This is a genomic window from Vibrio genomosp. F10 str. 9ZD137 (assembly GCF_049974785.1).
GTDB lineage: Bacteria > Pseudomonadota > Gammaproteobacteria > Enterobacterales > Vibrionaceae > Vibrio.
Genome location: NZ_JBNGCJ010000284.1, coordinates 1 through 10,499, shown reverse-complemented (window position 1 = coordinate 10,499; position 10,499 = coordinate 1). Strand labels below are relative to the sequence as shown.

Here is a 10,499-nt window from a genome sequence, read left to right as displayed (position 1 = left end):
CCAGCAAGTCGTCATGGATAGCGTCACCATGATCGAAAGCTTATCACAGGAGATGCAAGAATCGGTGGAGTCGATGCACCAACTGGCTAAGCATTCTGAAGAAATAGGCAGTGTTGTCGATGTCATCCAAGGTATTTCAGAACAAACCAATCTATTAGCGCTCAATGCAGCCATTGAAGCAGCGCGAGCAGGTGAACAAGGGCGAGGTTTTGCTGTCGTTGCAGACGAAGTGCGCACACTAGCCAGCCGAACTCAAGAATCAACTGAGGAGATTCTACAAACTATTCAGCTCCTTCAACAAGGAAGCCGCGATTCAACGCAGCGTTTGGAAACAGGTGCCAATAATGCCCTTTCAACCGTCGACAAAGCGCGTGAGGCAGGTGATGCACTGACTCAAATCAAAGCCAGTGTCGATCAAATCACCGCTATGAACGCTCAAATTGCGACCGCAGCTGAAGAGCAGAGCTTAGTTACGGAAGAGATCAACGCCAACATCAGTAGCATCAGTGAGATTTCCAACCAAAATGCGATTGGCACGGAGCAAAGCAGCGCTGCGACCCAAGAGTTAGCCCAGTTAGCAGAAGTATTGCGTAACGAAATAGAGCACTATCGTGTTTAAAAAGCATATGGGGCATAGTTGCCCCATCACTTTCATTAATGGCGCGTTAAACCGTCACGATCACTCGAAGAGCAAGGAGAATTAATACGATCCCAGACAGTCGGTCAATGAGCACAGCTTTAGTTCTGATCCGTTCAAGTAGTAGCGGGCTAGAAAGCATAAAGGTGATGAGCGTATACCATAAACCATCGACCACCAGCGGGGTCAGTATGATCAAACTCTTACTCAGGACATCACTGCCTATCGCTATAAATTGACTAAAGAGTGCGATAAAAAACAGCGCAATTTTGGGGCTCAGCAGAGAAATAAGAAAGCCCTCTTTCGCCGACTGCCACAGACTCACCGCCTCTCCTGATTCTAACTTCTCAGCGACCCCCCCTTTTGAACGCAATGCATTGATCCCTAAGTACACCAGGTAAGCTGCCCCAGCATAGCTGATCGTTTTAAATAGCAACGGCGACTGCTGCAAAACAACCGCTAAACCGATCAACGTAATGAACGCATAAATACCAATACCAAAAGCGTGTGCCCATGCTGCTGCAAAGCCATTAGCTCGTCCGCCCGCTAAGCTGTGTTTTGCAACCATCGCAAGGCTAGGACCCGGTGACATAGCCCCTAATAAGCAGATAGTAAGAAGTGATAACCAAATGGTAAATGTCATGGGAGCCCTATTTGTTGATGATCGCTGAATGCGAGTGAGTGGTATTAAAAAATTCAGTCAATACAGTGTGCGTAATCAAGTGTCGAAGCTCAGGGTAAGATTGCAACTCATCACGGATCTCGGTCAACCTAGTCATGCTTTCAACCTGCACAAACAGCATCATATCGGTTTCTCCACTGATGGCATGGCACCATTTCACGCCATCAATATGATAAATTTTCTGCGCATAGCTCTCGCAATGCTGTGTGGTACTTGTCATATCAAATTTGAGCGCCAAATAAGCGGAGATGGTTTCTTGCTTATTTGCTGGAGCAAGCTGCGCATGGTAGCCCAAAATAACATGTTCGTTTTCGAGCTTTTTTATTCTCGCGGTCACCGCCGAACGTGATAGGTTCGCTTCTCTTGCAATGTCACTGATCGAACGGCGCGCATTGCATTTCAAGATATCAACAATAATCTGATCAAACTTGTCCATGATTTCCCTTCTATGAACGTACCTTATTGATTCGTTTGCGCTATTGCCAATTCAATTCGTTCAATTCTTCCGTAAACAGTCAATTAACCATGTTTAAAGCAGCTGTGCAAGCGTTGCTATCTTGGGATCAATATCATCCAGTTCAATATTACCAAAACCCAACACCACAGCTTGCCAGTCTCGTTTTGTCTGGGGCTGATACTCATACATGGACAACGAGCGGATCGTGATGCCTTTCTCTTTGGCCCTTTGGCATAGTTCAAGCTCGCTACACCCTTCTTTCCAACGAAAGGTAATGTGAAGCCCAGCCGCTTGACTGATAACCTCCACACGCCCTACAAAATGAGTACCTATGGCTTCCATCATCAATTCGTATTTATGCTTATATAGCCGCCGCATTTTCCTAATATGCCGTAGCAAATCCCCTTCTAAAATAAAGTCTGCGAGTGCCGCTTGAACATGCGACGGTGAATCTCCACTTAACGCGTCTTTTATTTCTAAGCTCCGGGAAAGCAATGCTTGAGGGACGATTAAATACCCGAGTCGTAGGCCATTGAACATCACTTTGCTTAAGGATCCGATATAAAAGATACGCTCCTTTGCCCCTACTTCTGCTGATAACCCTTGAAGGCTTGGGTAGGGTCGATGAGCAAATTGAAATTCACTGTCGTAATCATCTTCGATTATCCAACCGCTTTTCTCTCTCGCCCAACGCACTAACTCTATCCTTTGCTCTAAATGAACGCTTGTACCCATTGGGTATTGATTACTGGGTGTGACATACAAGCACTTAGCCGTACTCGCCTTGATATGGTCTAGATCTATGCCCACCTTTGGAACCACTTCAACGGGCTCTAACTGTAGGCCCAATAAATCGATGGATTTTCGCATTTGAACATAACCTGGGTTTTCCATCAAAACCTGATCGTTTGGTTTGAGTGTCGCCATCAAAGCGATGGTTAAGGCTTGCTGCGCACCGGCTGTAATGACAATTTGATCGGCACTACAACTCACAGAGCGACTGCTTGAAAGGTAGTCACACAATGCCTCTCTTAATCGACGATCACCCTGAATATCTTGGCTTCCAAGTAAACTCACTCTCGTTGCGTGTCTTTGCAGCAGTCTATTCCACTTAATCAAAGGAAATTGCGCTAAGTCAGGGACGCCAGGCGCGAAGCTACGGTTTAACTCTTGCGAGGAGACTTCGCTCTTTTGAGTTGCCACGTTTTTACTGGTCGAGCTCACATGTTCAGGAAACGTATAATCTGGAAACGTATAGTCAGGCAATTCAATCGCCACATAAAATCCCGACCCAGCCCGAGATTCTAAATACCCTTCGGCGACTAACTGCTCATAAACGGCTATCACGGTATTTCTGCTGATACCCAGCTCTAATGATAATTTTCGTGTTGACGGCAGTTTCCCTCCTTTAGCCCATAGATGTTCTGAGATTTTGCTTCGTATCGCTGAAAATAGTTGCTTTTGAAGTGAGGAAGAATGGCGGTCAAAGGCTAAATCACCAACATCTATAGGCTGCATAACTGGATCCATGATTATTTAAAAACTGGCTCTATTTAAGCTACCAGTTATCGCTAATATTGCAAACATCAGTTATGAGAAAGGAATCAATATGCTATCTGAAAGCAAAAGAACACACATTAAGAAAGGGGCAAAAAAAGCGAACTTTGATCCTAAGAACCTTCACCAGATCATTGATGAAAGTCTGATCGCTCATATTGCTATTGAGGATGAAACGGGCCCTATTGTCATCCCTATGTTGGCATGGCGCGTGGAAAACAACGTCTATATCCATGGTGCCAAAAACAGCCGTTTAATTAGACAACTCAAGAAAGCCAAGCAGACATGCCTTACGTTTACTCTGTTTGATGGTTGGGTGCTTGCGAGGTCGGCATTTCATCATAGTGCTCACTATCGGTCAGCGGTGGTTTTGGGACAGTTCTCATCGATTGAAGGCACCTCAGAGAAAGACCGATTACTGAATGTCTTTATCGAGCAAATCGCACCGGGTCGATGCAATGAAGTTCGCTTAGGAAACCAGAAAGAACTAGACGCCACTGAACTTTTGGTCATTCCTCTTACTGAAGCTTCGGTTAAGATCAGTCACTCTGGCGTCAATGATGACCTAGCCGATTTGGATTTTCCCGCTTGGGCTGGCGTGCTTCCATATCGAACGGTTGTTGGCCCACTGGAGCCTTGCGAAGATTTGGATCCTTCACTCACAGAGCCAGACTACTCTGAAGCCTACGGAGTACGGTGGCACGATAGATAGAAGTACGAGGGAAAGAAACACCGTACCATCTATTCACTTATTCCCTTGTTTATCTATTTATTCATTTATCTAGCAAAATGGCGGCCATTCTTGGGTAAACCGTCATTTTGTTGGCAAACTAAGACAAATTGCTAGCTGTGTTTCACAACAAGAACGAGTAAGCTAAGCGTCAGAAATATTCATGGAGCGAATTGATGGGCCAATTAAAAAAAGACATCACCTTAATATCAGGCATCGGACAACTGTCTACCACCTTGATGGGCACGGGCTTATTTATGATACCTGCCATTGCCGCTGGTATCGCAGGAGACCTCTCTTTATGGGCATGGTTGCTCTTGTTCGTGGCAATTTGCCCGATAGCCTTGACCTTTGCGGAGCTTGGGAAAAAATACCCAAGTGCCGGTGGTACTGCTTTCTTCGTACGTAAAGCATTTGGCAAAAAACTGGAACGCAGTGTCGCATGGCTATTTGTCAGCGTCATTCCAGTTGGCGTGCCTGCCGCCGTCGCATTGGCAGCAGGCTTTCTAGAGCAGATCCTACCCTCGCCTTTCAACACGGCATGGTTAACGCAAATCATCACAGTATGCTTATTAATATGGGTTAACTTACTTGGCACAAAGTCCTCAGGTCGCTTACAAACGATCATTGCTTTAAGCATTTTTACGCTCATTGCCGCTTTTCTGTGGAAAGGAGATATCACCAGTGCAGACATGACAATGCCACCTCTTACTGTTGAGTCATTGTGGCCAGTATCGGCAGCGCTTGGGGTGATGTTTTGGTGCTTTGTCGGCATTGAAGCCTTTGCCCATATGGGAGAGGAATTCAAAAACCCGCAAAGAGACTTTCCTATCGCGATTCTCGTCGGCTGTTTTATTGCTGGCGCGACCTATTGGGCATGTTCCGTTGTCATTTTAAAGTACTCCGCGTACGGCAGTGCTGAATTTGACCACGCATCGATTCCTTTTCTCAGTGACCTGTTATTTGGCGCAAAGTTTTCGCTCTTAATCAGTGTGCTTGGCTTTTCCGCCTGCTTTGCCAGTGTGAACTTATACACTCAAAGCTTATCGAGAATGGTTTGGGCTCAAGCTCGCGAGTATCAGCCTAAAGGGGCGATGGCAAGAGTTTCACTGAGAGGCGTTCCGGCCAATGCGACGTTGGTAGTTGGCGCGATATTGCTCATTTCTTGTATCGGAGGGGAAATCTCAGGGCTTAACCTAGAATTCTTCTTGAAACTCGCCAACGGTATTTTTGTACTGGTCTACCTGCTGGCGATGCTTGCTGCTTATAAATTACTCAATGGTGTCAAAAAAGGGCTGGCTCTTGTGTCATTAATTTTATGTACACTGGTCTTCATTTGCCTTGGTTGGTCGATGCTGTACGCCGTGACTGTTTTTACACTGTTGTCATTGCCTTGGAGCCGTTGGTTAAAGCGTGATAGGCAGCAAACCATTTAGCCTACTGTTCTCTGTCCTCTATCCTATATTCTTCTATTCTCTGTTCACCCAAGCCACTCACTTGAGTGGCTTGGGTCATATTTAGATCTGCCTCGAACAATTCTCTTGAACTGTCCTTGTTTAGTACTTTTAGTATGTGGTCATTCTCAAAAAATGAGTTTAAAGAACATAGAGTACTCTATGGCTGATATATTGAACCAAGATCACTATTTGGGTGCCAATAAGGAGAAATTATGAGCAGAATGGCAACCGCAATGCGCACGTTGTTTGGAATAAAAAATTCTTCGTCTAAAAAACAAAATATGATGAGAACGGAATTCTATCGAGGCCATCTGCTTAAACGGAACCCTGCGCACCCTGATTTCTGGAGCGCTACCATTAGTGACAAATCTCTGGTTGGTAAACTGGAATACTTAAAGATGTCTGTCGACCAATGGTGCAATCATAAAGTCATTGTGGCTCCAGAGTATTTTGAAAAAAACAAGCCACAACTTTCCGATCAACTCACCTTCGATTATAAAGAATTCAAACTAAAAAATGACCATGGTGGCGATAACGATTGGTATATCACTTATCGTGGTAGGTTAATGAAAGGGTCCAAATGCAAGATTATTGAAGCCATCAATTTATTGGAACTGAAACGGGTTTAGCTTGGTGGTTCTTTATTTTTTACTCTTCTGGACCTTTTTACCCTGTTGAACCAATATTTCATTCCACGCTGCACTGCCATCGCGCTTGCGGACTTCATACTCAGAGCAGAATTGCGATATCGTCATGTTGTTGTCGCCCGTCGCCAATTTCAACGCTAACTCTACTTGCTGAAGTTTGCTTTGAAGACGCAGTATTTGACCTGCATTAGGGCTTTTTTCTTTCGCGTATTTTAAGGCTGCATGTTTGCGCTCCGCTGCGCCAGCTCGACGATCCGCTTCCCCTAGTAAAAACCTCAGTTGCGCAACGCTCTTGCCCTTTTTAAAAATAGGATCAATCAGTTCAACACAATCATCAAATGATGGATCTTCCGTGTATGGGTCAATTTTACGAGCTTGTTGACGCATCCACTCTAGCGCTAGTTTTTCATCTGACATAGTGAAATTTGTACCAATATAGTGAAATTTGTACCAATAAAAGAGCCCTTATACTATCGTTTAACCGCGAACCACTGCAATCATAGATTAAAGGAAAACGGTTAGCCTATTCAACGGAGTAGATAGGCAGATCGGAAGGTAAGCCAGCTTTATTGGTGTAGATTCGAGAGAATGAAGACAACCCCGCCACTTTCACCGAGGCAAAACGCCCCCACTTGCTTGCATCGGCCAATAACCAGTTCTGTCGGCAATTGGACAGTATCGCTTTAGAGATTTCAGCTTCTGGCAACTCGTGTTCCATCGCCGAAAGGTTCGGTGTAATGGAGCCGCACCCGACAATTCCAATATCCGCTTCAAAGTCATCAAAAAATGCCAGCACACTATGGCCGATGAGATCCTGATGTTCACAACGTACCCGCCCGCCGGTGAGGTAAACCTCGATATTAGGGTTCGCCTCTAATATTCTTGCTACTTGCAGATTGTTGGTCACGACCCTCAATGCCTGAAAACCAATCAGAAATTCCGCGACGTAAGTGACCGACGTACCAATACCCATAATAATGGTCGACCCTTCCGGGATCTGGCGTGCCACTTCTTTGGCAATCGACCGTTTAATGTTGGATTCGACCTCTCGACGAAACTGATAGGTGGTATTGGTTAAAATCGCCGGCAAGCTCAGCCCACCATGTACACGTCTCGCTAGTCCTTGCTCACACAATAGATTGACATCTCTTCTTATGGTTTGTGTGGTGACTGCAAACATCGACGCAAGAGCGCCTATTTGCACATCGCTGTGTTGTTTCAAATAGCTCAGTATTTGTTGCTGGCGATCCGTCAGTTCCATAACTTTTGTTCCTGATTATAAGGCATCGGGGTGGTCGGTAATGATATTGGTCACACCCATATTGGTAAATACTTGCGCTTTACTTAGATCATTCAGTGTCCAAATGTTCAGTTCATAATTCAATTTCAATATCGACTGGGCCATCGACTGGGTAAGAATATTTTGATCGACATGCACACTATACAGGTCCAGCGCTTGTATCTCTTGAAGGTAATCCGTTGAGGTTTCCTCGGTAATGTAACCACGTCTGACGTCAGGAATACGTCGTTGGCATTCTTTCAATGCGGATTTGGAAAAGCTGGAGATAAGCAGATTATGAAATGGAAAATTCACTGAATGGATAACATCAACCACTTTCTTGACCAAAGGTTCTACTTGTCTCTCGTGGTGTATTTTAATTTCCAGATTCATACTCATATTACGTTCAATGCAGGTTTTCAACGCTTCTTCCAATGTTGGAATGCGTTCATTGACAAACGTGCTACTGAACCAACTTCCGGCATCCAGTTTTTTTAGCTGCTCAAGTGTATGGTCTTCGACATTTCCTACACCGTTTGTACAGCGATCAAGCCCTTCATCATGAAATATAACAGGCACGCCGTCTGCGGTAAGCTGCGTATCCAATTCTACCCATTGTATTCCGACATCGGCAGCAACGTTGATTCCAGACAGTGTATTTTCTGGTGCGAGCGCCGCCGCTCCGCGATGACCTACTATCATTTTCAACCTCAATATTCATATGAAAACAGACCGGCTCATCTTACGCCTACCTTTCCCAATTTCAAGGCAATAGAACGCTTTAATCTTCACTGACTTCATTTCGTTAACAAGATCACAACATTCATGTGAATATTAATTTGTTCATATGAACGTAACAGTGGATATTATATTGTACGCTCTCCAATGACATAAATGCTCAAGATATACACAGGCACTCCTAATCGAGTGTGACAATAAAATGGACACCTTACTTCGTACAATAGAGGGTTAAGATAATGAAAAAGCTACTACTGGGAACGGTATTGACGGCTGCAACGCTATTTGGATACGGCGTCACAGGAAGTGGATCGGCAATGGCCGCGTCACAAGATCCTGTCAATATCAATATGAGCTTGGTTTTTACTCAAAATGAGTTGCTGACCAAAGAGCTGATTAAAGTCACGGAAAAAATCCGCACCCGTACCGATGGCGGTGTGAACATCAAAGTGTTCCCAGGCGGACAGCTACCCGTTTATAAAGATAACCTAGAGCAGGTTGTTAATGGCGCAGATTGGATTGCAGTAGAAGATTTAAGCTACCTTGGTGACTATGTGCCAGATTTTGCAGCACTAGCAGGCCCAATGCTATACAACTCTTATGACGAATATCTCGCAATGATGAAGACTGATTTCGTTGCCGATCTCACACAACAAGCAGAAGATAAAGGCATCAAGATTCTGAATGCCGACTACATGTTTGGCTTCCGCCACATGATCACCAACAAAGAAATTAAGAACTCTGCTGACATGAAAGGCATGCGTATTCGTGTACCTGGAAGCCAGTTATTTATCAGTACCTTATCTTCAATGGGGGCATCGCCGGCTTCTCTGCCCTTCCCTGAAACCTATGCAGGTGTGCAGCAAGGCGTCGTTGACGGGCTGGAAGGCTCTATCTTAACCATGTATTCAACTAAGATGTATGAAGTGGCGAAAAACATGTCTTTCACTAAACACTTCCTCGGCACAGTTGGTTTGTACATCTCCCCAAAAGTTTGGGAAAAACTAACGCCTGAGCAACAGACTATTGTGATGGAAGAGCTAGAAGCCGGTGCGGTTTCTAACACCAGCGAGTTGGTGAAACTTGATTCGGAATACATGCAAAAACTAGAAGATTTAGGCGTGACATTTAACGAGGTCGATACCGCTGAGTTTGGCAAGCTAACGGCTGATGTTTATAACCAGTTCCCGGCATGGAGCGAAGGCATACACGCCACGATCAATGCTGAGCTGCAAAAAATCCGCGCGATGCAATAGTTACTTTTAAATGGAATAGTTACTTTTAAATCGAATAGTTAATTTTTAGATGAAAGTGTTCCTTTGGAGCCCGTTAACGCCTCTGCGTATTGATAGCAGGGGCGTACATCTTCGGCTCTGCGCTTGCTTTTTGGAGTCAACATGCGTTTTTTAGCAAACCTTGAAGAAATCTTAGCCTCTGTGGCCATTTCAGTAACCGTCTTAATGGTCATCATTAATGTATTTCTACGTTATGGTTTCGGCTTTGTTGTTCCTTGGAGTGAAGAGCTCTCGGTGATCTGCTTTATCTGGGCCGTCTACTTCGGTATCAGCTCATGTTATAAACATAAACTTCATATGGGTGTTGATGTCATCATGACTTTATTGCCCGCTAAAATGAAACGCCCTTTTCGTTTAGTCATCTCTGTGTTTTTACTCATACTCAACGTCATCATGGCGTATCTCAGTTTCGACTACACCATGCTTTCCACGAAAGTCACCCCTGTAATGGGCATCTCTTATTTTCCTATTAATGGCGTGCTGATCCTTTGTTTTTCTCTTATGGCGATACATACCCTGAGATTTATCAAAGACGATTTAACGCATTCGACTCACGATTCGTCAGCCAATACTCATTAGGTGATCAAAGTGGACATTTATCTGCCAATTATTCTTCTGTTTATCCTCTTTCTACTTAATGTACCCATTGCTTTCTCATTGATCGCGTCAGCCTTGGGGTACTTTCTCTTTATCAATACCTCTATTCCGGTCAGCCTTGTGATGCAACGGTTTATTTCCTCTGCATCCTCATTCCCTTTGCTGGCGATACCGTTTTTTATCATGGTGGGCTCCATCATGAATTACGCAGGCATCAGTCGAAGTCTGCTTTCCTTTGCTGACTCTATGATTGGTCATAAAACAGGAGGGCTAGCACACGTTAACGTTTTGCTTAGTACCTTAATGGGCGGGATTTCAGGCTCTGCCAATGCCGACGCAGCAATGCAATCTAAGATCCTAGCACCCGAAATGACCAAACGGGGTTATGACTTACCCTTTACGGCAGCGGTCACAGCGGCATCT

The 10,499-nt window shown here is 44.7% G+C and carries 13 protein-coding genes; 7 read left to right on the top strand and 6 right to left on the bottom strand.

All coding sequences use genetic code 11. The features are described from left to right. Nucleotides 1-619: methyl-accepting chemotaxis protein (locus ACP45E_RS04950; protein WP_241824272.1), on the top strand; the 619-nt coding region annotated here is incomplete at its 5' end. Nucleotides 620-665: 46 nt separating this feature from the next. On the opposite strand, the gene ACP45E_RS04945 is transcribed toward ACP45E_RS04950, so the two are convergent. From ACP45E_RS04945 to ACP45E_RS04935, 3 genes are all read right to left on the bottom strand, one after another. After that, nucleotides 666-1,280 carry a LysE family translocator gene (locus tag ACP45E_RS04945; protein ID WP_017033239.1) on the bottom strand — a complete coding sequence of 205 codons (615 nt, stop codon included), beginning with the start codon at nucleotides 1,278-1,280 and terminating at the stop codon, nucleotides 666-668. Between the two features lie 7 nt (nucleotides 1,281-1,287). Beyond that, nucleotides 1,288-1,755, bottom strand: a complete 468-nt coding sequence (locus ACP45E_RS04940; protein WP_017033238.1) for an Lrp/AsnC family transcriptional regulator — start codon at nucleotides 1,753-1,755, stop codon at nucleotides 1,288-1,290. Between the two features lie 93 nt (nucleotides 1,756-1,848). Further along, complete coding sequence (locus ACP45E_RS04935) at nucleotides 1,849-3,294, bottom strand: PLP-dependent aminotransferase family protein (RefSeq protein WP_017037288.1); 1,446 nt, start codon at nucleotides 3,292-3,294, stop codon at nucleotides 1,849-1,851. 91 nt (nucleotides 3,295-3,385) lie between these two features. On the opposite strand from ACP45E_RS04935, the gene ACP45E_RS04930 reads away from it, so the two are divergent. From ACP45E_RS04930 to ACP45E_RS04920, 3 genes are all read left to right on the top strand, one after another. Then, nucleotides 3,386-4,045 carry a pyridoxamine 5'-phosphate oxidase family protein gene (locus tag ACP45E_RS04930; protein ID WP_017033236.1) on the top strand — a complete coding sequence of 220 codons (660 nt, stop codon included), beginning with the start codon at nucleotides 3,386-3,388 and terminating at the stop codon, nucleotides 4,043-4,045. A 194-nt stretch (nucleotides 4,046-4,239) separates the two neighbouring features. Beyond that, nucleotides 4,240-5,499: an L-methionine/branched-chain amino acid transporter gene (yjeH, locus tag ACP45E_RS04925; protein WP_017033235.1), complete on the top strand. Its 1,260-nt coding sequence runs from the start codon at nucleotides 4,240-4,242 to the stop codon at nucleotides 5,497-5,499. A 233-nt stretch (nucleotides 5,500-5,732) separates the two neighbouring features. Beyond that, complete coding sequence (locus tag ACP45E_RS04920) at nucleotides 5,733-6,149, top strand: DUF3319 domain-containing protein (protein ID WP_017037287.1); 417 nt, start codon at nucleotides 5,733-5,735, stop codon at nucleotides 6,147-6,149. Nucleotides 6,150-6,161: 12 nt separating this feature from the next. On the opposite strand, the gene ACP45E_RS04915 is transcribed toward ACP45E_RS04920, so the two are convergent. From ACP45E_RS04915 to ACP45E_RS04905, 3 genes are all read right to left on the bottom strand, one after another. Beyond that, nucleotides 6,162-6,584 carry a hypothetical protein gene (locus ACP45E_RS04915; protein ID WP_017033233.1) on the bottom strand — a complete coding sequence of 141 codons (423 nt, stop codon included), beginning with the start codon at nucleotides 6,582-6,584 and terminating at the stop codon, nucleotides 6,162-6,164. A gap of 106 nt (nucleotides 6,585-6,690) precedes the next feature. Continuing rightward, a complete protein-coding gene (locus ACP45E_RS04910) occupies nucleotides 6,691-7,428 on the bottom strand; it encodes a DeoR/GlpR family DNA-binding transcription regulator (protein ID WP_017037286.1) in 738 nt (245 codons plus the stop codon). A gap of 15 nt (nucleotides 7,429-7,443) precedes the next feature. After that, a complete protein-coding gene (locus tag ACP45E_RS04905; protein ID WP_017033231.1) occupies nucleotides 7,444-8,148 on the bottom strand; it encodes a glycerophosphodiester phosphodiesterase family protein in 705 nt (234 codons plus the stop codon). Between the two features lie 275 nt (nucleotides 8,149-8,423). On the opposite strand from ACP45E_RS04905, the gene ACP45E_RS04900 reads away from it, so the two are divergent. The 3 genes from ACP45E_RS04900 to ACP45E_RS04890 all read left to right on the top strand — a co-directional run. Further along, nucleotides 8,424-9,440 carry a C4-dicarboxylate TRAP transporter substrate-binding protein gene (locus ACP45E_RS04900; RefSeq protein ID WP_017033230.1) on the top strand — a complete coding sequence of 339 codons (1,017 nt, stop codon included), beginning with the start codon at nucleotides 8,424-8,426 and terminating at the stop codon, nucleotides 9,438-9,440. Nucleotides 9,441-9,581: 141 nt separating this feature from the next. Beyond that, nucleotides 9,582-10,058 (top strand): TRAP transporter small permease, encoded by a 477-nt coding sequence (locus ACP45E_RS04895; RefSeq protein ID WP_017033229.1) that lies wholly within the window; start codon nucleotides 9,582-9,584, stop codon nucleotides 10,056-10,058. A gap of 9 nt (nucleotides 10,059-10,067) precedes the next feature. After that, on the top strand, nucleotides 10,068-10,499 hold a 432-nt coding region (locus ACP45E_RS04890; RefSeq protein WP_198927688.1), incomplete at its 3' end, for a TRAP transporter large permease subunit.

Coding starts and splice junctions, on each gene's coding strand:
- ACP45E_RS04945 (WP_017033239.1), bottom strand. CDS start 1,280: ATGACATTTACCATTTGGTTATCACTTCTTACTATCTGCTTATTAGGG.
- ACP45E_RS04940 (WP_017033238.1), bottom strand. CDS start 1,755: ATGGACAAGTTTGATCAGATTATTGTTGATATCTTGAAATGCAATGCG.
- ACP45E_RS04935 (WP_017037288.1), bottom strand. CDS start 3,294: ATGCAGCCTATAGATGTTGGTGATTTAGCCTTTGACCGCCATTCTTCC.
- ACP45E_RS04930 (WP_017033236.1), top strand. CDS start 3,386: ATGCTATCTGAAAGCAAAAGAACACACATTAAGAAAGGGGCAAAAAAA.
- yjeH (WP_017033235.1), top strand. CDS start 4,240: ATGGGCCAATTAAAAAAAGACATCACCTTAATATCAGGCATCGGACAA.
- ACP45E_RS04920 (WP_017037287.1), top strand. CDS start 5,733: ATGAGCAGAATGGCAACCGCAATGCGCACGTTGTTTGGAATAAAAAAT.
- ACP45E_RS04915 (WP_017033233.1), bottom strand. CDS start 6,584: ATGTCAGATGAAAAACTAGCGCTAGAGTGGATGCGTCAACAAGCTCGT.
- ACP45E_RS04910 (WP_017037286.1), bottom strand. CDS start 7,428: ATGGAACTGACGGATCGCCAGCAACAAATACTGAGCTATTTGAAACAA.
- ACP45E_RS04905 (WP_017033231.1), bottom strand. CDS start 8,148: ATGATAGTAGGTCATCGCGGAGCGGCGGCGCTCGCACCAGAAAATACA.
- ACP45E_RS04900 (WP_017033230.1), top strand. CDS start 8,424: ATGAAAAAGCTACTACTGGGAACGGTATTGACGGCTGCAACGCTATTT.
- ACP45E_RS04895 (WP_017033229.1), top strand. CDS start 9,582: ATGCGTTTTTTAGCAAACCTTGAAGAAATCTTAGCCTCTGTGGCCATT.